The following is a 25,876-nucleotide window of genomic DNA, read 5'->3' on the forward strand; positions in this document are numbered from 1 at the left end:
GGTGTAGTAGAACGCCCTCAGCAGCGTCCCGCGGCTCTGAAACTCCTTCAGCAGGCGCTTGTAATCGATGTCGAAGCTCAGAGTTTTTGCCGTCGCGTAGAGATTGGCTCCATCGATGAAGAGCGCGATCTTGTCGGTAGGTGAATGGAACATCGGTCTAGGCTTTCGGTGGGGGCAAGTCGGGCTAAAACGTCTTGACATTCGTGACGCAAAGCTTTCGGTCGCATTCTATATGGGTAGCCACCGCAGGTCGTCGAGTAGCGCCGAACGTTTTAAGCTTCAACTAAAATCCGACGTATCTGCGGTGGAACTCTGCCATTGCCCGAAAGTTCTCCCGTCAAATTTCAACCTGACCATTTCGAAGTGCGCATTGAAGGTGTCCCCGGATGAAAGCTGGCGATTTTGCTCTCTTTGATTGGTCGATACATAGGCGCGGTCGTGCCTGGCGATGGTCAGTCACTGACTGGTCGGGCACCCCTTTGTTGATGGGCAGCGAGTGCAGCAGGGCTGCAGCTCGTTACAGGGCCAGCAGGGAAATCTTCCAAATGCTATTGGCGGCTCCGTACCAAAATCAAATCTCAAGGCAGCTTGGTCGCTCTCCTCTAAGAGTGAGGCGCCACGCACCTCCCCAGACCTAGGGAGAAGACGCGGTTGAAATCGATAAGCTAATAGGCCGACGCACGGGGCGCATGCGTGAGGGGCAGAAGATTCCAATATTGATCAGAGGCGCGGCAAGATGATCGCGGAAACTGCGCAACTGATTACTGCACTTTTCGCCCGAGGTCTCGCAGGAGCGCCTGGAGAAAATCACTCGCATGATCGTACCGCGCGACGCCGCTCGCGAGTTCACGGGCGCGCGGCTCCACTACACATCCAACCATTTCCGGACCGAGTAGATCAGCTGCTTCAGACCCTTGCTGCAGTAGGCGATCAGGAATGTATTCCGCAGACCCGAACAACCTCAAAAGAGATTCCTCGCCTTTGGTTTTATGGTCGTGATGAGCTTTCACCGCGTAAAATGCGAATAATCCACGAAAAGCATCAAGGGAAACGGCTGGTTTTGCCATTGCAATGTCCCCGCAGAATTGAGTGCTCAACGAAGAGGCCACCTAAAGGCGGCCTCAGGAGTTGCATACGCTGACCCAAAACAACTCGTACTGAAATGCCTGCCGCAGCGTTGCCGTTGCTTCGGAACCCGGGTGTAAATAGATGAGAGATGAACCTGCCAGCCCGGTTACAGGAGCATGCCAATATGATTCGCTTCTGCCAACAAGAATCTGACTAATGCCGGGAAATTCTGGCAATCCCAGACTTATGTTAGCTCAACTGACGTATCACCGGGCCTTCGGCGAGAGCGAGGGATCATGATGATCTATCAGATTTACGTGCTCGACGAGCTTGGCAATGCCTTGAATTTGGATCTGGTCGACTGCGCGGGGGAGGTCGAAGCAAAGGAAAGGGCCGCTGCGATGGTGGACGAGCACCCCGTAGAACTTTGGTGCGGTGATCGACGGCTCGTCCGCTTGGAGCCGCAGGTGGACTAAAGGCTGTACTCATACCGCGATCAGCCCGCACGGGGAGCAGAACCTTGTTGTTCAGTCTTTGACCGACCATGGCGGAGACATCGTCCCATGAAAAGCTTCAGCGCCAACGCTGCCGTTGCCTGGCGCTGCCGCAAATCGGCGAGGAAGGCAGCGACCTCCCTCGTAGGGCACCGCCGCATGGTGGCCTCGCGCCAGTTTGGAGGGCTTTGGCAACAGATGGTTTTGATGGCCCCGCCAGCAGGCAGGGTTCTCCCCTTCTCGGAGGCCCTTGGCTTTCGCGGCGTCCAGAACCTTGTCAATGCGACCGCGCACGCGCGAGGCGGTTTCGGGGTTCGTGGTCCAAATTGGCTTTAGCACCGCCAGCACGTCGTCGGTGGTGATGGTGTCCACCGCCTTGGACCGCAAGGGGGCCGCGTAGGTCTTCCGTGTCGACTTCCATTGTGCGTTGTGCTTTTTCGCTACGGAAGCCGGCCGAAAGCGCCTCTCGCACTTCATCGGCCAAATCGCCGAAGTCGGGGATGTCGCCGTCGCCGTCGCGTTCTTCGATGGGGTTGAGGCCCTGGGCAATTTTCCGGCGGCGCTGGCGGCGTGTCGAGGGCGTCGGCAAGGGGCTACTGGCTACACGGAGAAGGTTCGATTCCAGTTCCTCTCCCTCCAGGGAGTGAAATTCGAAACCCCCGGTGCTCGCTCACTGCTCCGGCAAGTTCTTTCGACAGAGTAGCTCGGCGAGGCGCTTGCGTGTCAACCTGTCAACCGTGTCAACCCAAGAACTGCCCGAACTGGCTGGCGAATTTTCGGGGCGCGCTTGGGCCGTATGGGGGAGGGGCCGGGGGAGGACCCAGTCGTGCCAACTACGACCCGGGACCCTCCCACCGCTAGTAGATAACAGCCTCCCGTCACGGCCCTCTTCACCAAAGTCCAAAGGACCATTTGCGCGCGTGTGTATGTTCAATGACTCGTGACGGGGTGACATCAGTGACATACGTTAGAATAAGAGAATTTCAGGCCGCACCCTCACGTTGTCACCGGTGCCCGCCGCCTAAGCTTTGTTGACCGGGTCACTGACGATAGGCCTAAAGCCGCGAATCCGATCTTTGCCCTTGCGTCGTTGACATTTTTCGAAGCCCAGCGATCGTAGGCATCGGGACACACGGACCTGCTCCCGCAGTCCCCACTGACCAGCCGGCAAATTGAGCACGTCTGACAGGATTTCTGGAATAGTGATGAACGACCGAGCTGCAACGTGCTTCCCGATCATATTTTCCCAGGGATCGCCTTCGTATCGCGCGCGCTGTTCATCGGCGGCTGCCGCTTGCACATCTTGAGTTTGGAACCACCACTTTTCCCCAGCTGAGTAGGCATGTTGAGCCTCCGCCCAGAGCTGGTCCCGGTCAGCTGAAAGTCCTCCGATGTCCACCTGTTCGACCCTTACTGGCCAGAACCGGCGGCCGCCGGTATCATCCCTCAAGTAACCATCGGAATTTGTTGTTCCCCAAAAGACGCAGGACCGCGGTTGCTCAATGACCCTGCTCCCGTACGGCGGACGATAACGGTCCGTTGTCCGGCTGATAAAAGCTTTAATTCGTCCGGCATCCGCGCGAGACATGGCATCAAGTTCTGAGATTTCAATCAGCCAAGCGCCGCTCAACTGCATTGCCGCATCTTTGCTTCCAAAGTCTGCAATCTCATCCGAATACCAGGGTTCGAAGAGAACCCGGAGCAACGTAGACTTTCCGAGCCCCTGGGCACCTTCCAAGATCGGCATCGTGTCGACCTTCGATCCCGGGCGCCGGATACGTGCCACCGCGGCAATCAGCGAACACCGCCCCACTTGGCTGTGGTACATGTTGTCCTTTGCACCCAGATATTTAGCCATCCATGTAGCCAGCCTCGCTTTCCCGTCCCACCGGCATCGATCCAGATACTCGATGACCGGGTGGAATTTCTGTTGCTCTGCGACCGCTGTTACTGCTTGGGCCGCCACGTTGGAATTCACCGCGATTCCCTGACGCTGGAGCCACTCGGCCGCCCGAATATCGTCACTGCTCGACCAAGGCCGCGGTGCCCATGGCGCATCTGCACAATCCCATGGCGGTGCTCCGACGAGCATGATCCGTGTTGCGAACTGGTCGAGCCTAATGATTCCGGCGAACGGGGGCGCGTTGCTCAACACCGTAATGGCGTTGGCGAGCAGCGGCTTCAGCGCACCGTGTTCTGATCGGAGAAGGCCCGTCTTCCAATCGACCGTCGGCGACTCAGCCGGGCTATCGATCCACCGCGCGATCATTTCAAAATTTTCCATTGGGTCCTCTAGCCGGCGCCCGTGTCGGAAGTGGACCTGCGGCGCTTGGCAGCCATCCATTGGTTCAAATCAGAAGAGGAATAGCGCACAGATCGCCCGATCTTGATTGCCGGTGGTCCGTCGCCAGACACGAAAAGTTTTGCCAAGGTGCTCTCGCCCAGCCTCAAATAGCCGGCCGCTTCCTTACGGGTCAGCCAAACCGACTGCTGGCCGGTAGCAGATGTCGAATCAGTCATAGGTCTCTCCATGCAAGATGAGAGACCTGTAGATCGCTGGAGGAATGATCTGGCAGATGCGGAACGCCAGAAAAAAATGAGATCGATCCGTCCTGGACGGATTAGGAATATTCCGACGTCCTATTCCGTCCGGCTTTGGGCCCGCCGTCTCCGAGCGGCCTGAACAGCCTCGGCGTCCTCGCCGAAGGGCTCGAAGTCTGGATTGTTTAGATAAGGATCGAAATAATATGGCGCCCAAGCGGAGCTGCGTTGAATGACACGCTGACCATCGCGCTGTTCCGTTATTGGAACGTATCCATCGTCGTTAGCGTCGTATCGAAAACTGTCGCGATCGAAATGGTCATGCTCCGGGCGCTTGGCCACGTTATCCAGAACGGTCCGAATTTGCCGTTCAACTGAATCGCTTCCACCAACGCTGTGATAAGCCGCCTCGGCAAAGTCCTGGAATGGCCCACCCCGCGCAGGGTTGCTTCCGGTCATGAGCCGCCAAGTATAGCCGATACCTTCGACGAGCGTCTGTCGCCAAATGTCTCCCCTATTGGAGCTTGGCGACAGGCGCTCGATTTCGGCTTGGGCATCCCGACGTAAATTGCCTAGGCGATAGTGAAGCTCGGTTAGTAAAGGCTCTAAATCGCGATTGTGGATCTCTGCGAACATCATGCGTCGTGTAAAATCGTCGGCCTCGAAGGTCGAGCCGTCCAAATTGTAGGGACTATCGAAAAGACTGACGATATCGAACTTATCGATCGTCTCGATCTTCCGACGAAGCGCATCGGCCGCTGTCGTCAGTTCTTCGATTTGCATTGTCCGTTTTTGAGCTGTTTCGGATATAGCCAGCACACGATTGGCTGCGACCAGCGAGCGCCAAAGTAGGTGACGGCCAGCAAAAAATGGGGACGGGGAGGGATCGTCCTCGAGCAGCCGGATAATGCGCCGGACGGTTGGCACATCCATTGTCAGACGAATCTTTGCGTTCTTGTTAGATTGTCGATCGAGAAGCCTTTGAATCTCACTATCAATGTCGAGCTCGAGCGCTGGTCGCTCATTAGGGGGGATATCGAAATAGTCCTCTACTCCGAACAGCCAACGGTAGGATTCAATTTCGGACAGCCCTTGGACCTCTTTCTCGGAAAGAACTTTCATGGGTTGCTTTCAGCACCAGCAAATTCTTTTCCCGCGGGATTTTCGAAGGTTTCGCCCATCGCTTTTGCGATCTGAGAGGCAATCTCATTGGAAGCCCTGCGCAAGGGATCGTTGTCGAGATGCGCATATCGCGCCGTTGTTGCCGGTTGCGTGTGGCCGAGCAATTTGCCGATGATTGGCAGCCCAAAGCCAGCGCCAGCACCATAGCTAGCGTGAGTGTGACGAAGATCGTGAATTCTCACCCCATCCAAGCCCGATCGCGTGCTCACAAGCTTCCAGGGCTTGTTGAGATCATGGCGTGGCTGGCCCGCGATATCGCTGGCAATCGCGTAGTCATCAACCCGGGGCAGTTTTTCAAGAATAGCGACGGCGGGAGCGTTGAGAATAATCGCCTTCTGCCCTGTCTTGCTATCCGGCAACAGAAGCAGTCCGCGTTGGAGATCGACATATTCCCATTTGAGCTCGAGAATTTCCCGAAGTCGAGCTCCGGTGAGGATCAATAGGCGTAAGGCGGCGGCGACATGAGGCCCGATTTTCGTGCGACCGTTCTTCGGGACATGCTTCGCGTTTGGCTGGTCTTTGTCCACAGCCCACGGAATGCCCACCGTTTCCGCTTCACGAATGGCGTCACCCAGGCGCCCCAGCTCCGCCGAACTCAGGAACCGTTCGCGGCGCTGCTCGCGGAATGCCTGGACATGACTCGCGGGGTTGTGCCCCTTGGCGACGAGGCCGCAGACGGCGGCGTATCGAAAGACGGACCCAACGAACTCGACGACCCGATTCGCGGTCATCGGCGTCTCCTTACCGATCTTCCGGTGCATCTTCGAAACGTCGGCGCTGTCGAGCGCATCGAGCTTCCGGGTGCCGAGGAGGGGAGCGGCGTGCTTGCGCAGATAGATGCGGTAATTCACGACCGTGCGCGGCTTGAGTTTTGTCTCGGCTTCCTCGCTAAGATAGCGCTCGCCGAAGTCGGCAAACGTCGGCATCGCGCGCTCGGTCGAGCGCTTGCGAGCGGGGTCCTGTCCGAGCGCTACCGCTGCCAGCGCCGATTTGGCCGCAAGGCGCGCCTGATCCGGCGTCATGGCCGAGGTCGATCCGAGGACCATCCGGGTCTTGCCGACACTTCGCCCGCCAGCGCCGCTGCGATATTCGACACACCACCTTTTTATACCGGAGGGGAGCGCCTTGAGGCAAAAGCCAGTCAGGTCGCTGTCGTAAAAGATGGTCGGTTTCTCGACCGGCGAGATCGCGTCGATCGCCCTTTTCGTAAGCTTCAAGACCGGCACATTGACCCCCAGAATCGCCACCGAGTCGCCACCGGAACGGGAATGGCCGGATATCTCGGGAAATCGCGATACCAGAGTTCACTAGTATTTTGAGTGGCTTAGGTAAAGCAGGAAGCCTTGGGATAAGTCCAGAAAACTGTGAAATTCATACTCATAACCTGAAGGTCATAGGTTCAAATCCTATCCCCGCAACCAAGTTCGGACCTTACCGGTCCCGATCAGAAAATGGCCCGCTTGAAGCGGGCCATTTTTGTTTTGGGGGAGCCGTGCGTGAGTGTCACGGGCTCCGGCGAATCCCTTGCGGCTGCCTCAGGTGGTTGAGCGTTGCGCCGACAGCGCCGAACTCGGACGTGGCAGCCATTGCGATTTCGACAACCGCTATTGAGTGCACTGTCCCCGTAGTCGCCGGCAGGCGAGCGTCGTTTCGCCGGCACTGCCGAGGAAATCATGCCGCGCCTTGCTCGACGTCGCGCCGAGCATTTGCTGGTGGGGAGGCGTGGTCTCGTGATTCAGCGTCCTTCGAAAGCACGCACAAAAAAAGCACGGGCCGCAAAGTGCCAGCCCGCGCCAGATCGGATGGCGTTGCCGCCAGAGTGCGTCTTACTTTTCGGAGAGCTCCTGCCGGGCCTCGGCTGAGGCATCCGCCTGTCGCGGCTTGGCTGCATGGGGGCAGACCATGGTCAGATTGAGCAATGTCGGCGCGTGGTCCTCGCCATTGCCGTACTCCCAGATCAGACGAATCTCGTGTTGGTCGGAATTGGCGTCGTCCTTCTGGTGTTGCCGGATGTCGGCCTTCATCGGGATCGGCGGCTCCGAGTTGAAGCACTTGCGGATGGACGCATCCAGCAATGCGCATTTCGTCGGCGGGACCACGACGCGCTCGTCGTTTGACAGCGGCGTTGTGTTGGGCTGGGCGGTGAGCTGAAGGCGGGCATGGCCGAGTGCCTTGAACCACACCTTGCCGCTGCCGTTCGGCCATGTCTCCAGCGGCGACAGGATCGGCTGATACTGGCCGTATTCCATCGTCTCGATGTCGATCTGCTTGGAGGCCTTAAGCCTGGCAACGCTCCGCTTCATGTTCTCGAGCGGATAGTAGTTGCCGTTCATCAGGTCTTTGTACTTTTGATCGTCGTAGATTGCGCCCATTGATCGCTCTCGATTTTTCGCCGCGTACTGGCACAGATACTGGCAAGTATTCCACGGCAGCGAGCTCAACGACGAGCCACGCTTGTGCCCCCAAGCTTACCTGCGAACGCTATCATTCGCGAAGATGTGGCGTCAACGAAAGCAATCTGAGAGCGTCTCACTGTGCATGTCTTGCGCTCTTATTTGTCGGCCGCACCGGCCAAGGTCAGCGGGCCTTTCGCATCGGCGTTGCGAGGCCCCCAGCGTGTAAACGCAACTGCGGCGGAGGAAAGGAGGCCCAGCAACATCATTGAAGCAGCCGTGAGCGAGAAAAAGCTCTCGGTCGTTGCCGTCTGCGAGACCAGATACCAGCCGCCAAGCACGATGAAGAGCAGCCGTGCGGTCTGCGCGAGCACTGGACCGAGCACATTCCCGGCACCCTGCGACGAGAAATACATCGCCGAGGCAAGCCCGATGAAGGCATAGAACGGAGCGACGGTGCGGAGAAATTGCCGGCTGGCGGTGCCCGCCTCGGCGTCGTCCGTGAAGAGACTAACCCACGGTCCGGGGAAGAGAGCAACCGCGCACGCTAGCGTCCCGATAACAACCAGTGCCACGAGGCCGGTCGTCCAGGCGATCCGGCGGGCACGCGCGATGCGTCCCGCGCCGATTGCAACGCCAATCATCGGCACCGAGCCGATGCCAACAGAGAAGGCGATGGTCGCCAGCACGTATTCCAGGCGCGCGCCGATGCCATAAGCCGCGAGGACCGCGGTGCCGAACACGGCAAGCATGTGAGTCAAGACGAGGTTCGTCAGCGTATTTTGCAGTGGGGAGAAGCAGCCGACCACGCCGACCTTGAGGATGTCGGCAAACAACGGCCACCGCATACGAAACCCATTCAGCCGGGGAATGATGCGACCCCGGCCGGAGAACAGGTACCAGCTCATAATCGCAATATTGATCGAATACGCGATCAACGACCCTGTCGCGACCCCCGGCATCCCGAATTGGGGTACGGGTCCGAGACCAAGACCTAGCGTTCCGCCAAGGATGATCTGCAAGATCGCAGAGTTGACGATCATCAGCGACGGCAATTTCATGTTGCCGGTGCCGCGCAGGACGCCGGCTAGAATATTGACCAGCCAAGTGAGCACGGCTCCGCCGAAGTACACTTGGCTGTAGGCGACTGCCAGCGCCAGCACATCCCCCTTGCCGCCGAGCAACTCCAGCAGTTGCCGGCCACCGATGAGCATGCCAAGCGTGAAAACCAGGCCGAAGAAGACGGCGATCAGCAGTGCGTGCGTGGCCAGGCTCTCCGCCCGGTCGCGGTCACCCGCGCCGAGCGCGCGGGAAATGGCCGACGCCACACCGCCGCCCATCGCCGCGCCCGACATGCTCATGGTCAGCATCACGCAGGGAAACACCAGCGCCATTGCTGCCAGCGCTTCGATCCCGAGTTTCCCAATATAGGAGGTTTCCGCGATCGCAACCAAGGTGCCGGCCGAAAACGCGAGCGCGTTCGGCCAGGCGAGCGAGAGCAGCGTCCGCAGGATCGGTCCGTCGAGCAGCGTATTCGCGACTGGGCGAGGGGGCGGCGACAACGGACCTTCCTTGTTGTCGAACTGTCGGGTCCGACCAGAGGTCAGGACTTGGGTGGCTTGTGCGGACAGACCATCGTCAAATTGAGCAGTTTGGGCGTCTTGCTGTCGGCCTCGTACTCCCACTCCAGCCGGATCTCGTGCCGATCGGCGTTACGATCCGTCGACGCATGCGTGATGATGTTGGTCTTCATCGGAATCGGAGGCTCCGAGTTGAAGCACTTCCGGACACAGGCATCGAGCAAGGCACATCGCGTCAGCGGAATCACGTCCGGCTCGTCCTTCGACAGCGGCGTGGTATTCGGTTGGAAGGTGAGGTCGACGCGCGCACGGCCCTTCTCCTTGTGCCAGTGCTTCGCGCTGCCCTGCGGCCACTTGCTCTTCGGCGTCAAAATCAGGTGATACTGGCCGTATTCCAATGTCGGGAGATGGATATTTTCCGAGGCTTTGAGCTTCTTTACGCTCTTCTTCATGTTCTCCAATGGATAGTAATTACCATTCATCAAGTCCTTAAATGGCTTACCCGTGTAAACTCTCATGCCCATGTATTTTGTCCCTCAATCAATGCTTGGCTTCCCTGGGAAATATGCAGCTCTGCGAAGCTTGACGGTTAGAACACGAGCCTGTGCCCGTTACTCGTAGCATCTTCTTCGCGCGGCTTTTGGCAAGCTACCACCCAGGACTGTGAATCGTCCAGATCAGCAACCGTTTCTGGGGGCGCTTTGTCTGGGATGCATCGCATGCCCCGTTGCTAAGCGGGTTTTCATAGGCGATCCTGTCGCCATCGTTCGCAGTGGCCTACCGACCGTCCCGCTGCAAGGTCTTGAGAGCACGGAATGCTTTGCACGGCATGTCAGTCGACGATCGAACCAAGCGACAGCCGCTGCCCCAATTGCGGTGCAGGCGTGCGCCGCTCCGATCCCGACAGTGAACGACGGTTTGTCACAATTCTCCGGGCCGATGTCGTCGATTCCACCGGGCTTGTTGCAGAGCTCGATCCGGAGGAGGCGGTCTCGCGCCTGGAGCCAGCTTTGGCCGCTATGAGGGGGGCGGTTCGGCAGTTCGGCGGTATCGTCAGCAAGGAATTGGGCGACGGCCTTGCCGCCGTGTTCGGTGCCCCCATTGCGGACGACAATCATGCGCCCTTGGCCTGCCACGCTGCGATAGAATTGGTTCGGCGCGTCGCGAGCCTTGGTGATCCCGGGCTTCAGGTCCGGGTTGGTCTCCACTCCGGCCATGTCGTTGCCTACATGGTCGCCAGCGAGTTCTCCAAGGTCTACGAGATCGGCGGCGCGGCCCAGCATTTGGCCGCTCGGCTGGAGGCGACGGCTGAGGCGAACCAGATCTGCGTCTCCGAGGCCTGCCAGAAGCTCGCCGACGGGCATGTCCGCTTTGAATCCCTGGGCGGAAAATCACTGCGCGGCTTCAGCCAACCCGTGCCGGTCTATCGGATCGTGGGCGCGAGCGACCTGTCAAGCTGGCGGGTGCGAAGGGCTCGCAGCGTCTCCCGTTTCGTCGATCGCACGACCGAGCGCGCGCTGCTGGAGCGCAGTGCGGGAAGCGCCGCGACAAGCCGGCAGACAGTGCTGCTGCTGGGTGATGCTGGTATCGGCAAGTCGCGGCTGGCGCACGAGTTTGCCCAGCAGCTCAAGGCCGATGGCTGGCGGTTGATCGATGCCGAGTGCAGCCCGAATCTCCAGGGTGCCCCCTTCAGCACCCTCAAGCGGATTTTGCTGTCGGCCATGGACGCGGCAAGGGAGCCGGACAGCCCGGGAGATATTCGACAGGGGCTGCCATCGATTCAGCAAAGTGCGCTCGATGCAGTGCTCGATCGCCCTATATCGAATTCGCATTGGGATGAACTGGAGCCTCATGCACGGGGACGAGCCATCTCCGATGCAAGCTGTGCCATCGCCGGAAGCCTGGCAAATCGCGGGCGAACGGTGCTCCTGCTGGAGGATCTGCACTGGATCGACCGGGCGAGCGACGGCGTCGTGGCTGCCATCGCGTCGTTGCAGGAGGCCGGCCTTCTCGTGCTTTTCACCTCCCGGCCAAATGGCATGCCGGTCTGGATTGCGCGCTGTCAGGCCGAGATCGTCGCAATGCGGCCCCTCGACGACGATTCGGGACTCGCCATGCTGGCAGACATGCTCGGCTCCTCGGAAACCAACGCGGATTTGAAGAGCCGGATCATTTCTCATACCGCTAACGTTCCCCTGTTCATTGAGGAGGTCTGCCGCGGATTGAAGGACAGCGGTACGCTACGTGGCCAATGGGGCGACCTCGCACTCGTGCGTCCGATTGACGAGCTCGGCATTCCCACAAGTATCCAAGGCGTGATTGCAGCACGCCTCGATCGGGTGTCGAAGCAGGAACGGTCCGTTTTGCAGATCGCCGCTAGTCTGGGGCCAAGATCGAGCGAAGTCATGCTGCGGAAGATCGCGGCCCTGCCCGAGGATGTTTTGCAGAGATGCCTCGTCGCACTCGATCGCGCCGAGCTACTGGTCAGGATCGACAGCGAATTGGAAGATGCGCTGGAATTCCGGCATGAGATGGTCCGGCAGGTGACCTACGACTCCATGGTCGAAAGGGCGCGCGAAGACATCCATGCGCGCATTCTTTCGGCCTTGGAAGGCGGCGAGGTTGGAGCCGACGATCCAGACAAGCTCTGCTATCATGCCACGCGAGCGAAGGATTGGACCAAGTCGTTCAGCTACGGCAGAGCCTCGGCGCGAAAATGTCTTGCACGGTCGGCGTTCGTCGATGCGGCTGACTATTTCGAGATCGCGATGAAATCGCTGGATCAGACCCCGATCTCTCCTTCGAGAGAAGCGAACGCCGTTGATGTTCGCATCGAGGCGCGTGCGGCGTTTATCGCCTCTGGCCAGATCGCCGACTGGTTCAACCTTGGCAAAGAGGCTGAGCGCCGCGCCGACGCGATCAACGACATCGGACGGAAGGTCGCCGCCATGACCGTGATGGCTGCCGCACAGAACTTCTACGGCACCCCGCTCGAAGCAGTTACGATTGGTGAGGAGGTCGTGCGCCTCGCGGAGGGGGCGGGCAATCCGGGTTGGCTCAATGCCGCGCAATACGGTCTGGGCCAAGTGTACTTCCTTGCCGCACGCTATCGTGAAGCTGACAGTCTGTTCGCGCGAGCCTGTGCCCAACTGGCGGGGCCGGAGCCGAGTGCTCCTTTCGGCACGACACCGAAGCCTGCCCTGTTACTTTGCTGCATGATGAACAGCATCACCCACACCGTCATGGGCGAGTTCGATGCCGCCGACCAGCTCCAGCAGCAAGCCGCAGCGATCGCCGAGGAAACCGGCCGCCCCTACGACCGGGTCGCCGCCGCCTATAGCGGCGGCTGGCTGATGCTCGGCCGCGGCGAGCCGGCGGCGGCCGCGGCCATTCTCGAGGACGGTTTTGTCCTGGCGCAGAAGCACGGCATCCGGCTGTTCGTGCCGGTGCTCGCCTGCCACCTCGGCATGGCCTATCTGGAGCAGGGGCTGTTCGACCGGGCGCGCGGCATGCTGACGGAGGCGCGTGAGGAGGCGAAGGCGGTCGGCTATACCTCGGCGGTGCTGCGCAGCTCGATCTACCTGGCGCTCGCCACCCACCGTCTCGGCGACGTCCAGGCCGCGCAGAACATGCTGCGCGAGGCCCGCAACACCGCGCGGCAACAGGGGTTCTCCGGTCTGGAGGCGGAGGCGCTGTTCGGCGAGGCTGTGGTGACGCCGCCGTCGGATGCGGAGGCCAAGGCGGCGATCCTTGGCGCCCTGCGCGCGACCATCGCGATCGCCGCCGAGAGCGGCGCGCTGCCGCTGCGGCACAAAGCCGAAGCGATGCTCAACGAGATGCAGGCGACGGGTGACGAGCTAAGTTGACGGCAGCGGCGGCCGGGCTGCCATCGCGGCCGAAATCTGCCCGACGTGTCAAATAAATTCAGCAGGCGTCGCAATGGGTTAGCTACTGTGCATGGGGTTGTTTTCGCCCTTTTATTTTGAAGGGCCACCACGGTGCAGCGCGGAGGAGGGCCCGCTGGTGCGGTCCGCTCCGATGACTATGCTCTTGCACGCGCAGCACGGTCGGCTACCGTCGGCCCTGGCCACACGGCCAGGCGACTTTTGATTTCAATTTTTTAGCATCCGATTTTCCGGCGCCGCGACGGCGCGACGCCCACCGAACGAGGCGGGGCCATGATCACACGGGACCAGTCAGCGCTGCTCGCGCCGGTCGAGCGCGACCTGCGGCTCGATCTCTTCCGCGGCATCGGTCTGTGGATGATCTTCCTCGACCACATCCCGCACGACGTCGTGGCCTGGCTGACCTTGCGTAATTACGGCTTCAGCGACGCCGCCGAATTCTTCGTCTTCATCTCCGGTTATCTGGTCGGCTGGATCTACGGGCCGATCGTCGCCGGCGGCTGGTTTCTCGCCGCGCTGAAGCGGCTGTGGCGGCGCGCGATCGAGATGTATGTCGCCCACATCATGCTGTTCCTGCTGTTCACGGCGCAGATCGCCCGCACCGCGCGCCGCTTCGACAATCCGATGTACGAGCACGAGTTCAACGTCTTCAATTTCCTGTCGCATCCGGACGAGCTGATCGGGCAGGCGATCCTCCTGAAGTACAAGCCGGTCAATCTCGACGTGCTGCCGCTCTACATCACGCTGGTGTTCGCCTCGCCTTTCATCGTGTGGTGTCTGGTGCGCCGGCCGAACCTGACGCTTGCCGGCTCCGTGGTGCTCTACGTGCTGGCGCGCTGGTTCGATTGGAACGTCGCCTCCTATCCGCCCGGCACGCACTGGTACTTCAACCCGTTCTGCTGGCAGTTGATGTTCGTGTTCGCGGCCTGGTGCGGCATCGGCCAGATCGACAAGATCGCGAGATGGGTGTGGTCCAGGGCGGCAATGGCGCTGGCTGCGGCCTGGCTCGCCTTCGCGCTGCTGATCGTGATGACCTGGCACGTCCCCGTGCTCGAAGCCCTGATCCCGAAATGGATGATCAAGGCGATCTACCCGATCGACAAGACCGACCTCGACATGCTGCGCTTCACGCATTTCCTGGCGCTGGCGATCTGGGTCACTCACCTCATCTCGCGCAAATGGCGGACCCTGCACGGGGTCTGGCTGCGCCCTGTGATCCTCTGCGGCCAGCATTCGCTCCCGATCTTCTGCCTCGGTGTCTTCCTGTCGTTCTCGGCGCACTGGATCCTGACGCAATACACCAAGGGCGTCTGGGAGCAGCTCGCGGTCTCCGTCGTCGGCATCGCTATCATGATCGCAGCCGCCTGGCTGCTCGACCGGACCGAGCGGGTGCCGAACCTGTTCGTGAAGGTGACGGAGATCGAGGAGGCCGACACCGTCCTGGAACGCGCGCCTGCGGACAGGTCAGCCGCGGCGCCCGCGGGTCGTTGAGGTTCGCCGGCCTGCATTTTCGTGGAGAGATCCAACGGAGAAGTTTATGTCCAGACTTGTGTTGACGATCGCCGGCACCCTCCTGCTCCTGATCTCGGGCGCATCAGCGCAAGCACCCTCGCCGGAGGCGATGAGCGCGGCGCGCAAGCTCGTGGTCACCTTGAAGATCGCGGACCAGTATCGCGCGCTGTTGCCGCAGCTCCTGCTCAAGCTGAGGCCCGTGGTCGCGCAGGACAGGCCGGAGATCGAGCGCGATTATGATGCGGTGACGGCACCCGGGTCCGGGATCTACACTCCGGCCCTCACCTCGATGGTCGATCAGGTCGCCGCTCTCTACGCCCAGAGCTTCAGCATCGACGAGCTGCGCCAGATCGAGGCCTTCTATGGCCAGCCGGCCGGGAAGAAGCTTCTGGAGAAGTCGGATGCGCTGGCGCAGGCAAGCGCGCAGATCGGCCAGGATGTCGGCCAGAAGACAGCCGACGAGTTGAAGCAGCGCCTGATCGAGGCGCTGCGCCAGAAGGGGCACAAGCTCTGATCTCAATTCTTGCGTAACGGCGCCGCGCTCGCTGGCTGATTTGACGCGGCCGGTTGCCCCGACTACGCTTTTGAAGAACAAGAAGCGCGTGAATGCCATGGTCCGACGTGTGCTCAGAGCGGCACTCACGCAATGAGAAAATTCAGGGGAACGGAAATGACCGGCGACATCGCAGCGACCATATCGAAGGCCCGCGAGCATTCCATCGGCGACCTCCTGCGCCGTGCGGCGGGCCGCGATCCGGGCAAGCTCGCGGTGAGCTGTGGCCATGTGAGCTGGACCTTTGCCGAGATGGACACGATCTGCAATCGGCTCGCTCGCGGCCTGCTTGGCCTCGGCGTGAAAAAGGGTGACCGCCTCGCCGTGCTCTCGCGCAATTCGCACGCCTTTGCGGCGCTCCGGTTCGCATTGGCCCGGATCGGTGCGGTGCTGGTGCCGATCAACTTCATGCTCAATCCGGACGAGATCAATTTCATCCTGAAGAGCTCTGGCGCAAAGCTGCTCGCGGCCGGCCCCGATTTCGTCGAGCCCGCGCGCGCGGCCAGCGCCAGGGATTGCGCGGTCGAGAAGATGATCTGGCTGCCGGGCGAGGATCCCGCCACCGCGCCCGCGGGCCTCACCACTTTCGACGATCTCCTCAGCCCCGACGGCTCGTACCTCGAGGCGTCCGTCGACAGCCGCGATCCCGCGCAGATCGTCTACACCAGCGGCACGGAGTCGCTGCCCAAAGGCGCGATGCTGACCCATGAAGCGGTGATGTGGCAGTATGTCAGCTGCATCATCGACGGCGGCATGAGCGTGGACGACAAATTCCTGCACGCGCTTCCGCTCTATCATTGCGCGCAGCTCGACGTGTTCCTGGGGCCGCAAATCTATCTCGGCGCCTCCGGTGTGATCACGGGCAAGCCTGCGGCCGAAAACATTCTGTCACTGATCCAGGCGCACAGGATCACGTCGTTCTTCGCGCCGCCGACGATCTGGATCGCGATGCTGCGTTCGCCCAATTTCGACAAGACGGATTTGTCGACCTTGCAGAAGGGTTATTACGGCGCCTCGATCATGCCGGTGGAGGTGCTGCTCGAACTCCAGCGCCGCCTGCCCAGCGTGAAGTTCTGGAATTTCTACGGCCAGACCGAGATCGCGCCGCTCGCGACCGTGCTGGGTCCCGCGGACCAGTTGCGCAAGGCCGGCTCTGCCGGCAAGCCCGTGCTCAATGTCGAGACCCGCGTGGTCAACAGCTCGATGGAGGATGTGAAGGTCGGCGAAGTCGGCGAGATCGTGCACCGCTCGCCGCATCTGCTCTCCGGCTACTACAATGATCCGGTCAAGACGGCGGCGGCGTTCTCCGGCGGCTGGTTTCACTCCGGCGATCTCGCCACCGTCGATGACGAGGGCCACATCACCGTGGTCGATCGCGTCAAGGACATGATCAAGACCGGTGGCGAAAACGTCGCGAGCCGCGAGGTCGAGGATATGGTCTACCGCATCCCCGCCGTCTCCGAGGTTGCGGTGGTAGGCCTGCCCGATCCGCGCTGGATCGAGGCGGTGACTGCGGTCGTCGTGGTCAAGAGCGGCGAGAAGCTCGACGAGGACATGGTGATCAAGCATTGCGCCGGCCAGATGGCGCATTTCAAGGTGCCCAAGCGCGTCATCTTCGTCGATGCCCTGCCCAAGAACCCGAGCGGCAAGCTGCTCAAGCGCGAGCTGCGCCAGCGCTTCGTCGGCGGCGAAACGCTCGACAAGGCGATCCAGAAGAATTTTGGGACCTGAAGCTCGCGCCTCAATACTTCTTCACGTGAGCGCCGAACGCGAACCACAGCGCCATGGACGCGAGGCCAAAACCGCCGAGCAGCAGGAACGTCGGGCCGTAGCCGATCCATTGCGCGATCCAGCCGCCCAGCGCGGGACTGAGGCTCGCGCCGATGCCCTGCACGGTGATCACGGCACCCTGACCGAGATTGATGCGGCCGGTGCCATTGAGCGAGCGTGCGACCATGCCGGGAACAGCAACCGTCTGGAGCCCGGTGCCGATGCCGTCGAGCACCTGCATCGGCACGACGCCCCACCATCCCGTGACGAAGAAGGCGAGCACGCCGCGGATGGGCAGGAACATGAAAGAGACGAGGATGATGGGCCAGTAGTTGCGCTTGCTCGCCGCCTTCATTGCAATCAGCGATGTGATGATCATGACGCCTTGCGCGATCACCACGGTGGTCGCGACGAAGCTCGGGCCGTTGGCCTGGCCTTCGGCGACCGCCGCCAGGCCGTAGAGCGGTACGATGGCGGCATTGCCGAGATGAAACAGCGCGAGCGCCATTGCCAGCACCAGCAGCGCGCGGTGCTTGAGCAGCATCGTGAAGGCGTCCGGCGCGCTGTCCGGATCGTCCTCCTTGCTGCCGCGCGCGGCGCGATCGTCGATCGCCTTGGCAGGGATCATCATCACACAGGCGATCGCGATGGCGCCGAACACCGCCGCCAGCACGAAGACCGAGACATAGCCGTACTTGTAACCGAGATAGCCCGACAGCGCGGCGCCGACCATGTTGCCGGCGTGGTTGAAGGCCTGGTTGCGGCCGTTGAGCGCGTTGAAGCCCTTCTGCTTGGCGATGCCGAGCGTGATGCCCGTGACCGCCGGCACGATCGCGGCGCTCGCCAGCGATTGTGCGACTTGCGAGAACGTCACCGCCCAGAAATTCTGCGAGATCAGGATGATCGCGGACGCGAGCACCACGCAGATGCCGGGAATCACGACCCACATCCGCTTGTTGCGGCTGGCGTCGATGAAGCCGCCGATCGGCGTCGTGATCAGCATGCCCGCGACATTGCCGATCGTCATCGCGGTGCCGATCAATCCGCTGGCCCAGCCGCGCTCCTGGAGGAAGACGCCGACGAAAGGGCCGATGCCCGACTGCATGTCGGCCATGAAGAAGTTGAGAGCGAACAGGGGCCAGATACGAGACGAGGAGGGGGACCGCGATGTCGTCGATACCAAAAATTGGTCTCAGCCGGAATACGGCGTGGGACATGATCCTTTCAGCCAATCGTTCTGGCGCGGACCAAACTTTAACGGGCGCTGATCGGGTTGGTTCCAGGGTTCGCCCGGTCGTTGGGGCTTGCGGTCACGGCCAGCAATTCCTTATTGACGGTGGATCGTCTCTGTCGGGAGTACGGCATGCCTCTCTGGATCTGCGAAACCTGCGGCGCGCAATTTCCGGATGGCGAAAATCCGCCAACGTCCTGTCAAATTTGCGAGGACGAGCGGCAATACGTCGGCTGGAAGGGGCAGACTTTCCTCACGCGCGAGGCGCTCTCGGAGCGTCACCGCATGGTCTGGCGCGACGATCTCGGCCTGACAGGCCTCGCGCTCGAGCCAAGCTTTGCCATCGGCCAGCGCGCGCTGTTGGTGCCGCTCGCGGGCGGCTGGCTGATGTGGGACTGCGTCCCGCTGGCGACGCCGGAGGCGATCACGCATGTGCGGTCACTCGGCGGGCTGAAGGCGATCGCGATCTCGCATCCGCATTACTATGGCGCGCTCGCCGATTGGAGCGAGGCGTTTGGCGAGGTGCCGGTCTATCTGCATGCCGATGATCGCCAATGGGTGACGCGTCCGCATGCATCGATCGTGCACTGGACCGGCGAAAACCATCGCATCTCCGACGATGTGCTGCTACTGCGCACCGGCGGTCATTTCGCCGGCGCCACCATGCTGCACCATGCGAGCGGTGCCAACGGCAGAGGCGCGCTGCTCACCGGCGATATCGCGCAGGTCACGATGGATCGCCGCTTCGTCAGCTTCATGTACTCCTATCCGAACTACATGCCGCTCAATGCCGCCGCGGTGCGACGGATTGCGGCGGCCGTCGAGCCGCTGGCGCTCGATCGCATCTACGGCGCCTGGTGGGGCCGCAACATCGCCGCAGGCGCCAAGGCCGCATTCGCGGCCTCTGTCGCGCGCTATCTGGCCGCCATCGCCTGAGCCGGCTCGCGACCGGATTTATCTTGCTGATCCATAATAAATGGACTATAAGTACAGTTATTAGACGCGACGATGCGTCTGCGGGACGGCATGATCGATGCATCGCTGTTTCCGCGGCGCGCTTGCCGCGTGAGCGGGAGTTCGGTCGATGACGGCGGGGCGCGACTACGAGATCTTCGAGGCCGGCGACGTCACGCTCCGGTCCGGGGCCGTCGTCGCTTCGCTCAAGCTCGCCTACAAGACCTACGGCACGCTCAGTCCGGACAAGGACAATGTCATTCTCTATCCGACCTCGTTCAGCGCGCAGCACACCGACACCGAGTGGCTGATCGGCCCCGACGGGGTGCTCGATCCCACGCGCTACTTCATCGTGATCCCGAATCTGTTCGGTAACGGGCTGTCGTCCTCGCCCTCGAATACCGCCGCGCCGTTCCCGATCCTGACCTATCACGATGCCATCGCGGTCCAGCATCGGTTGCTCACCGAGCGGTTCGGCATCTCGAAGCTTGCCCTGGTCTATGGCTGGTCGATGGGCGGCATGCAGGCCTATCACTGGGCGGCACTGCATCCCGATATGGTCGAGCGGGCGGCCGTCGTCTGCGGCAGTGCCCGCTGCGCACCCTATAATTACGTCTTCCTGGAAAGCGTGAAGGCCGCGCTGACCGCCGATCCCGCCTTCCGCGACGGCCGCTTCGTCGAGAAGCCCGTCGCAGGCTATCGCGCCATGGGGCGCGTCTACGCGGGTTGGGCGATGTCGCACGGTTTCTATCGCGACGAGATCTGGCGCGAAGCAGGCTTCACCTCGCTGGACGACTATCTCGTCCGCACCTGGGACGCGGCGTTTGCCCGGCGCGACGCCAACGATCTGCTGGCGCAGATCGGGATCTGGCAGAACGGCGACGTCAGCCACTGCATCGCATTCGGCGGAGATTTCGATCGCGCGCTCGGTGCGATCAAGGCGCACATGTTGCTGATGCCCGGTGCGACCGATCGCTATTTCGACGTGTGCGACAACCAGGACGAACTCGGCCGGCTGGTCAACGCCCACTCTGCGGTGCTGCATCCGATCCCGTCGCTGCACGGCCATCGCGCCGGCAACCCCGTCAACAATCCGCGCGATCAGGCCTTCATCAAGGCTGAGATCGCGGAGCTTCTCGGCAAGTAGGACAGGCATCCGATCATGACTGACACAACCGTTTCAGACTCCGGCCATCGGCTGAAGCCGCTGGCACCGGCGATGCTGCGCGAATTGTCGGTGCGGTCGAACCTCAGAGGTGCCGCGCAAAGCCTCAGCCATTACGGCCTGGTCGTACTGGTCGGCGCGCTGATCTGGAGGATCTCTTCCACCTGGGGTGTCCTTTGGACGTTGCCGCTGGTGGCGGTGCAGGGCTATCTCGTCGCCTTCCTGTTCATGGCCGTGCACGAGACCGCGCACAAGACTGCGTTCAAAAGCCGCGGCCTCAACCTCGTGGTCGGCTATCTCTCAGGCTTCATCATCGGATTGCCTTACGAATATTACTGCCTGTTCCACTGGGACCATCACCGCTATACCCAGGATCCGGACAAGGACCCCGAGCTGGTCGTCGGCGTCAAACCGAAATCCGACACGCAGCTCGCGCTCGCCTATAGCGGCGTGCTTCAGGTCGCCGGACGCCTGCGGCTGATGCTCGGCCATGCCGTCACCGGCAAAGTCGTCGTGCCCTGGATTCCCGAGAACAGGCGCGCCATCATCGTCACCGAGGCGCGCGCCTATGCCGCGCTCTATGCATTGCTGCTCGTGCTGTCGCTATGGTTCTCGTCGGCGCTGCTGCTCTGGGTTTGGATCGTGCCGCTGATCATTGGGCAGTTCTTCCTGCGGCCCTATCTCTACGCCGAGCACACCGGCTGCGAGCGTACCCGCAGCGCATTCCAGAACACCCGCACCACCTACACCGGCGCAATCGTCAAATGGATCGCGTGGAACATGCCCTACCATGTCGAGCATCACGCTTATCCCTCGATCCCGTTCCACGCGCTGCCAAAGCTGAACGGAATCGTCGACGGCGAGATCGTCCATCGTGGCCGCGGCTACATCAGGACGACGCGCGAGACCTGGACCTGGTTTCGGCGACATAGACAGACCGGCTAGCCGACGAAATTTGACGCGCAAAGGCCCCGATCGCGGTGCGATCGGGGCTTTGTCGTGAATGCGAATATCAGTAGATCCCGTACGCGCAGACGTTCACGACGCGAACGCGCAGGCCGTGGCGGGTCTGGACGACGCGCTCCTGATAGCAATTGTTGACGCCGCTGTTGACGTAGACGCCGCCAAAGCCCCAGCTGGGACCCCAGTGATGGTGGAAGCCGTGGGCCGACGCGGCGGTGGGGGCGAGAGCGGCAACGCCGAGCGAGCCGGCGGCGATCAGACCAAGTGCAAGCTTACGAAACATCTTCATTCTCCAGTGTGGCGCAAAGGGCCGTTGTTGTGTCCCTGCATCTCGGTCGGGCCGAAACGCGGATGCGTTCATGCAGGCAGGGGAGAATCGTGTTTCAGGAGTGTTTCGTCGGTCGCGGTGCGTTGCGCCGCCGTCCTGCTTTCCGCGCCGCGCGATAGCGCACGGCCATCGCCTCAGTCAGCTCGGCCATCTTCTCGCGCAGATCGGCGGGCTCCAGTACTTCGGCCTCGGGCCCGAGCCGCAACAATTCGGCGGCGGCATGCCATGACGTCTTGCCGGTCGGCACTCTGGCAATGCGCCAGCCGTCTGCATCTGCGGTCTCTTCGAGCTGCGTACGCGCCCTGACGTAAGGCTGGCTCAGTGCATCGAGCAGTTTCACGCCGAAGGGCGACAGCCGAACGACCGCGACATTGGGATGCATCTCGGCCTCGAGACGCAGCGTTGCGTCCCGCCAATAGGCGGCGAGATCGAAGCCGGCGGGCCGCTCACAGCGATCGTCAAGCGCCGTGCAGTCGAGCACGCGCGTGACGCGATAGGTCCGCACGCTGCCGTCAACCAGACCTGCGAGATACCAGCTGCCCCCTTTCAGCACGAGACCGAGCGGCGCGACGCGGCGCTGCTTTTCGGCGCGCCAGCTCTGGTAGCGGATCTTGATCAGTGTCCCGCGCAGAGTCGCGGCAGCGATGGTGCGTAGATGCTTGGGTTCTTCCGCCTCGCCGAACCAGCCCGGCGCGTCGAGGTGAAAACGCTCCTGCATCCGTCCGGCATCTTCGCGCAAATTGGCGGGCAGTGCGGCCATCAGCTTGTTCTGTGCGGCGATCATCGCCGCATCCAGCCCGAACGCCGCCGCCGGGCCCGGCAATCCCCCAAGAAACAGCGCTTCCGCCTCGCTTTGCGACAGACCGTTCAGCCGCACGCGATAGCCGTCGAGCAGGCGATAGCCGCCCTCGGCGCCGCGGTCGGCATAGACGGGGACGCCGGACGCCGCGAGCGCGTCGATGTCGCGATAGATCGTGCGTACCGAGACTTCGCAGGCCTGCGCGAGCTCAGGCGCGGTGACCTGCCCCTTGGCCTGCAGGGTGGTGAGGATCGACAGCATCCGGCTCGCGCGCATGATCCTTTAAACCATACCTGACACAGGATGTCAGGTATGGTTCGCTATAACGCCATCGCCAGCCGGCCAGATGGAGACCCGCCATGACCGATCCGAACCGCATCACGCTGTATTATTCGCCGCAAAGCCGCGCCACCGGCACGCGGGTGCTGCTGGAGGAACTGGGCGCGCCCTATGATCTTCATGTCCTCAACATGAAGGCCGGCGAGCAGCGCCAGCCGGCCTACCTCGCCATCAACCCGCTCGGCAAGGTGCCGGCGATCCACCACAGCGGGCAGCTTGTGACCGAGCAGGTCGCGATCACCATCTACCTCGCCGATTTGTTTCCGCAGGCCGGGCTCACACCCGCGCTGAACGATCCGCTGCGCGGCCCCTATCTGCGCTGGATCGCCTATTACGGCGCCTCGTTCGAGCCGGCCCTGATCGACAAGTTCATGCAGCGCGAGCCGGCACCGATCACGCAATCGCCTTATGCCGACTATGACACCATGCTCGGCGCGCTCGAGGCGCAGCTGTCGAAGGGACCGTATCTGCTCGGCGAGCGCATGACGGCCGCGGATGTGCTGTGGGGCGTCGCGTTCAGCTGGACCATGATGTTCGGTATAGTGCCGAAGAAGGATGTGTTCGTCCGCTATGCCGAACGAATGACGGCGCGGCCCGCGTTCCAGCGCATCAATGCGGCCGACGCCGAGATGGCGGCGCAGCACGCTGCGGCGCTTCAGGGCTGAGTGATCCAAGGTTGAAGATGACGAAGCCGATGCACACGACCAACTGCTTCAACACCTTCATCCGGGTTGCTGAAGATTGTCCTGCGCGCACTGGCGAAGAGCCACCGCTGCGCGCGGGAAAGCCGACGGTGGCGTGCCTGCAATATGGGATGATTGCCAAGGCGCCTTACAAACACACGTCCGACGACGTGATCTTCGCGACGTCCGCGCCAGGACGCGAACTCGCCGTGAAGGCGACGGAAACGGAGAAGCAGGCGGCCCGTGAAGCGTTCTTCTCCCGAGGGCAGGCGTGCATGAGGGCGTCAAGCCTGGGCAAGCGCTTCGGCTGGGGCGTTCATGCCGATAGCAAGGGCCGGATCGCGATCTATCCCATCGAGAGCAAACGCTACCAGGCGCTTGCCCGCGATCCCAAGCTTACGCAGGTGAGGGCGATGCGGTCGAAGCGGGCGTGATCAGAATTTTGGCGGCCGCTTCTCCGCGAACGCCTTGATGCCTTCCTTGATTTCGTCGCCGCGCATACTGTCGCGGTGACGCTGGTCGGCGGCTTGCTGGTCGAGTTCGCCGCGGGCAAATTCGTTGATCGCGCGCTTCATGCCGCGCATCGCTTGCGGCGCGTTGCCGGCGAGGATGTTGGCGAGCTTGTCGACCTCCTCGTCGAGCGTCTCCTCCGCCACCATATCGGTGAGATAGCCGATCCGCAGCATCTCCGGCGCGCTGATCTTTTGCGCGGTCAGGAACAGCTTCTTCGCATTGTCGACGCCGAGCCGCGTCACGTAACGCTTGATGCCGCTGCTGTAGTAATGCAGCCCGAGCCGTGCCGCGGGCATGAACATCTCCGCGGTATCGACCCCGATGCGGAAATCGCAGGCGAGCGCGAGATCGGTCGCGCCGCCATAGACGCCGCCGTTGAGCCGGCAGATCGTGGGGACGCCGAGATCCTCCAGCCGATTGACGACCACCTCGAAGGCGGAGCCCGCGCTCTGCTGCTCGCTCGCACTGACCGCACGCTCGGCAACGGAATTGAGATCATAGCCCGCGGAGAAGGCGCGCCCGGTGCCGGTCAGCACCAGCACGCGGATAGCAGGATCGGCCTCGACCCGGTCGAACAGTTTGACCAGCTCGCCGAGATCCTCGGCCTGCAGCCGGTTGAGGTGTTTGGGCCGGTTGAGGCGGATGGTGGCGCGTGAGCCAATGAGTTCGAGCACCGGGCCAGTGGCTGCGTCGGTGATGTCCGACATTCTTGTCTCCATTTATTTGCTTGTCGCCATTTATTTGTTTTCGAGCGTGCGCCGCTTCGCCTCGGCGTCGATGGTCTCGGCGAGATCGGGATGCCGCGCCATCAGCACGCGGAAGTCGACGAGGTCGAGCACGAGCAGCCGCGACACCTTGGTGGTCGAGACATTGGCGCCGCGCAAATTGTTGCCGAGCAAGGCCATCTCGCCGAAGAAGGCGCCATCGCCGAGCTGCACCTTCTTGCCGGGCAGGTCGACCTCGACCTCGCCGGCGGCGATGAAATACATGCAATCGCCCTGCGCACCCTTGCGGATGATCATGGTGCGCGCCGGCAGCTCCATGGTGCGCAGCATGTGGGTGACGTCGGCGATGGCGGCCGGCCCAAGCGCCGCGAAGAACGGCACCTTGCTGACGGATTCCCAGGTCTTGAGGAAATTGTCGCGCCGGGTCTCCGCGGCAAAGCCGGTTGCCAAAATACCGGTCCAGAGGCCGAACACACCGAGGCCGGAGATCATCACCAGCGCCGCCACCATGCGGCCCAGCGGCGTCACCGGCACGACGTCGCCATAACCCGTCGTCGTCAGGGTTGCGACGGCCCACCACAGCGCGGCCGGCACGCTGCCGAACGTCTGCGGCTGCACGTCCCGCTCCAGGAAATATTCGGCGACCGAGGCCAGGAAGACCACCATCAGGAAGATCACGAGCACGCTGAGCAGCGGCCCCGATTCCAGCACCAGTACGCGGCGGAGCTGCCGCAGGCCGGGAATGCCCGGTACCACCTTCAGCACCCAGAGCACGCTGAGCAGCCACGCCGTCCTGGGCTCGATCCCGAGAATCAGCGCGGCCGGCACGGCCAACGCACCGACCGCGTCGACCAGCCCGGCGGAGGAGGACATGTAGAGTGCGAGGCGCCCCTGTCGCGCCATATGGCGCAGCCGGACCACCCATTCGAACACGAAGTAGACGAGGCAGGCCCAAAGCAGGGCATCGACCCAGCGACGCGCCGTCTCATAGGCCGGGTTGACCGTCAGCAGCACCATGGCGAGCACGCCGACGGCGACGGCCACATAGGCCGCCCTGGTCATGTTGCGGCCCGCCGTGGCGGCCGCGAACTGGGCCAGAGCGGAGATCAGCGGCTTGGACATGCGGGAAGGCGGCTCGGTTTTGTCTTTGCGGTCCCCGGCTGGAACCTCGGTGCCAA

General features: G+C 62.1%; 25 protein-coding genes. 10 read left to right on the plus strand and 15 right to left on the minus strand.

Annotated features, from left to right (window positions below; translation table 11 throughout):
• The coding region (locus AC0L3J_RS13525; RefSeq protein WP_473347470.1) for an NYN domain-containing protein at positions 1-153 on the minus strand (153 nt) is incomplete at its 3' end.
• A gap of 608 nt (positions 154-761) precedes the next feature.
• Positions 762-1,067: a hypothetical protein gene (locus AC0L3J_RS13530; protein WP_473347322.1), complete on the minus strand. Its 306-nt coding sequence runs from the start codon at positions 1,065-1,067 to the stop codon at positions 762-764.
• Positions 1,068-1,364: 297 nt separating this feature from the next.
• On the opposite strand from AC0L3J_RS13530, the gene AC0L3J_RS13535 reads away from it, so the two are divergent.
• A complete protein-coding gene (locus tag AC0L3J_RS13535) occupies positions 1,365-1,544 on the plus strand; it encodes a hypothetical protein (protein ID WP_473347323.1) in 180 nt (59 codons plus the stop codon).
• Between the two features lie 51 nt (positions 1,545-1,595).
• On the opposite strand, the gene AC0L3J_RS13540 is transcribed toward AC0L3J_RS13535, so the two are convergent.
• The 8 genes from AC0L3J_RS13540 to AC0L3J_RS13575 all read right to left on the minus strand — a co-directional run bounded on the left by AC0L3J_RS13540 (position 1,596) and on the right by AC0L3J_RS13575 (position 9,782).
• Positions 1,596-2,039 (minus strand): phage integrase central domain-containing protein, encoded by a 444-nt coding sequence (locus tag AC0L3J_RS13540; RefSeq protein ID WP_473347324.1) that lies wholly within the window; start codon positions 2,037-2,039, stop codon positions 1,596-1,598.
• Positions 2,040-2,583: 544 nt separating this feature from the next.
• Complete coding sequence (locus tag AC0L3J_RS13545) at positions 2,584-3,846, minus strand: virulence-associated E family protein (protein ID WP_473347325.1); 1,263 nt, start codon at positions 3,844-3,846, stop codon at positions 2,584-2,586.
• Between the two features lie 8 nt (positions 3,847-3,854).
• Positions 3,855-4,082, minus strand: a complete 228-nt coding sequence (locus tag AC0L3J_RS13550; protein ID WP_473347326.1) for a helix-turn-helix transcriptional regulator — start codon at positions 4,080-4,082, stop codon at positions 3,855-3,857.
• 120 nt (positions 4,083-4,202) lie between these two features.
• Positions 4,203-5,225 (minus strand): hypothetical protein, encoded by a 1,023-nt coding sequence (locus AC0L3J_RS13555; RefSeq protein WP_473347327.1) that lies wholly within the window; start codon positions 5,223-5,225, stop codon positions 4,203-4,205.
• Positions 5,222-6,532, minus strand: a complete 1,311-nt coding sequence (locus AC0L3J_RS13560; RefSeq protein WP_473347328.1) for a tyrosine-type recombinase/integrase — start codon at positions 6,530-6,532, stop codon at positions 5,222-5,224. Before AC0L3J_RS13560 ends, AC0L3J_RS13555 begins: the two co-directional genes overlap by 4 nt.
• Before the next feature lie 579 nt (positions 6,533-7,111).
• Positions 7,112-7,657 carry a hypothetical protein gene (locus tag AC0L3J_RS13565; protein WP_456766392.1) on the minus strand — a complete coding sequence of 182 codons (546 nt, stop codon included), beginning with the start codon at positions 7,655-7,657 and terminating at the stop codon, positions 7,112-7,114.
• A gap of 179 nt (positions 7,658-7,836) precedes the next feature.
• Positions 7,837-9,240: an MATE family efflux transporter gene (locus AC0L3J_RS13570; RefSeq protein WP_456766391.1), complete on the minus strand. Its 1,404-nt coding sequence runs from the start codon at positions 9,238-9,240 to the stop codon at positions 7,837-7,839.
• A gap of 41 nt (positions 9,241-9,281) precedes the next feature.
• On the minus strand, positions 9,282-9,782 hold the full coding sequence (locus AC0L3J_RS13575) for a hypothetical protein (RefSeq protein WP_456766390.1): 501 nt from the start codon (positions 9,780-9,782) through the stop codon (positions 9,282-9,284).
• 291 nt (positions 9,783-10,073) lie between these two features.
• On the opposite strand from AC0L3J_RS13575, the gene AC0L3J_RS13580 reads away from it, so the two are divergent.
• From AC0L3J_RS13580 to AC0L3J_RS13595, 4 genes are all read left to right on the plus strand, one after another.
• The gene (locus tag AC0L3J_RS13580; protein ID WP_473347329.1) at positions 10,074-13,124 is read left to right on the plus strand and encodes an ATP-binding protein; all 3,051 of its coding nucleotides are present in this window, start codon (positions 10,074-10,076) and stop codon (positions 13,122-13,124) included.
• Between the two features lie 312 nt (positions 13,125-13,436).
• A complete protein-coding gene (locus tag AC0L3J_RS13585; RefSeq protein WP_473347330.1) occupies positions 13,437-14,654 on the plus strand; it encodes an OpgC domain-containing protein in 1,218 nt (405 codons plus the stop codon).
• Positions 14,655-14,700: 46 nt separating this feature from the next.
• Positions 14,701-15,189: a DUF2059 domain-containing protein gene (locus AC0L3J_RS13590; protein ID WP_473347331.1), complete on the plus strand. Its 489-nt coding sequence runs from the start codon at positions 14,701-14,703 to the stop codon at positions 15,187-15,189.
• A 156-nt stretch (positions 15,190-15,345) separates the two neighbouring features.
• Entirely contained in the window at positions 15,346-16,959 is a 1,614-nt protein-coding gene (locus AC0L3J_RS13595; RefSeq protein WP_473347332.1) for an acyl-CoA synthetase, read from the plus strand.
• 10 nt (positions 16,960-16,969) lie between these two features.
• On the opposite strand, the gene AC0L3J_RS13600 is transcribed toward AC0L3J_RS13595, so the two are convergent.
• A complete protein-coding gene (locus tag AC0L3J_RS13600) occupies positions 16,970-18,142 on the minus strand; it encodes an MFS transporter (protein WP_473347471.1) in 1,173 nt (390 codons plus the stop codon).
• A gap of 219 nt (positions 18,143-18,361) precedes the next feature.
• Here AC0L3J_RS13600 and AC0L3J_RS13605 point away from each other — a divergent pair, with 219 nt between their 5' ends.
• The 3 genes from AC0L3J_RS13605 to AC0L3J_RS13615 all read left to right on the plus strand — a co-directional run bounded on the left by AC0L3J_RS13605 (position 18,362) and on the right by AC0L3J_RS13615 (position 21,293).
• On the plus strand, positions 18,362-19,165 hold the full coding sequence (locus AC0L3J_RS13605; protein WP_473347333.1) for an MBL fold metallo-hydrolase: 804 nt from the start codon (positions 18,362-18,364) through the stop codon (positions 19,163-19,165).
• 148 nt (positions 19,166-19,313) lie between these two features.
• Positions 19,314-20,330, plus strand: coding sequence for an alpha/beta fold hydrolase (locus AC0L3J_RS13610; protein WP_473347334.1), 1,017 nt, complete (start codon positions 19,314-19,316; stop codon positions 20,328-20,330).
• 15 nt (positions 20,331-20,345) lie between these two features.
• Positions 20,346-21,293 carry a fatty acid desaturase gene (locus AC0L3J_RS13615; RefSeq protein WP_473347335.1) on the plus strand — a complete coding sequence of 316 codons (948 nt, stop codon included), beginning with the start codon at positions 20,346-20,348 and terminating at the stop codon, positions 21,291-21,293.
• A 67-nt stretch (positions 21,294-21,360) separates the two neighbouring features.
• Here AC0L3J_RS13615 and AC0L3J_RS13620 read toward each other — a convergent pair whose 3' ends face one another.
• Positions 21,361-21,594 carry a hypothetical protein gene (locus AC0L3J_RS13620; RefSeq protein WP_007599629.1) on the minus strand — a complete coding sequence of 78 codons (234 nt, stop codon included), beginning with the start codon at positions 21,592-21,594 and terminating at the stop codon, positions 21,361-21,363.
• Positions 21,595-21,694: 100 nt separating this feature from the next.
• The gene (locus AC0L3J_RS13625) at positions 21,695-22,714 is read right to left on the minus strand and encodes a helix-turn-helix transcriptional regulator (RefSeq protein WP_473347336.1); all 1,020 of its coding nucleotides are present in this window, start codon (positions 22,712-22,714) and stop codon (positions 21,695-21,697) included.
• A gap of 83 nt (positions 22,715-22,797) precedes the next feature.
• Between AC0L3J_RS13625 and AC0L3J_RS13630 the strand changes: the two genes are divergently transcribed.
• Positions 22,798-23,442, plus strand: a complete 645-nt coding sequence (locus tag AC0L3J_RS13630; protein WP_473347337.1) for a glutathione S-transferase family protein — start codon at positions 22,798-22,800, stop codon at positions 23,440-23,442.
• Between the two features lie 17 nt (positions 23,443-23,459).
• On the plus strand, positions 23,460-23,894 hold the full coding sequence (locus AC0L3J_RS13635) for a DUF6157 family protein (RefSeq protein ID WP_473347472.1): 435 nt from the start codon (positions 23,460-23,462) through the stop codon (positions 23,892-23,894).
• On the opposite strand, the gene AC0L3J_RS13640 is transcribed toward AC0L3J_RS13635, so the two are convergent.
• Together AC0L3J_RS13640 and AC0L3J_RS13645 are read right to left on the minus strand one after the other, a co-directional pair.
• On the minus strand, positions 23,895-24,680 hold the full coding sequence (locus tag AC0L3J_RS13640; protein ID WP_473347338.1) for an enoyl-CoA hydratase/isomerase family protein: 786 nt from the start codon (positions 24,678-24,680) through the stop codon (positions 23,895-23,897).
• A gap of 30 nt (positions 24,681-24,710) precedes the next feature.
• Positions 24,711-25,820: a cyclic nucleotide-gated ion channel gene (locus AC0L3J_RS13645; RefSeq protein WP_473347339.1), complete on the minus strand. Its 1,110-nt coding sequence runs from the start codon at positions 25,818-25,820 to the stop codon at positions 24,711-24,713.
• Positions 25,821-25,876 lie beyond the last annotated feature (56 nt).

It is taken from the genome of Bradyrhizobium sp. Kon37, assembly GCF_055807535.1.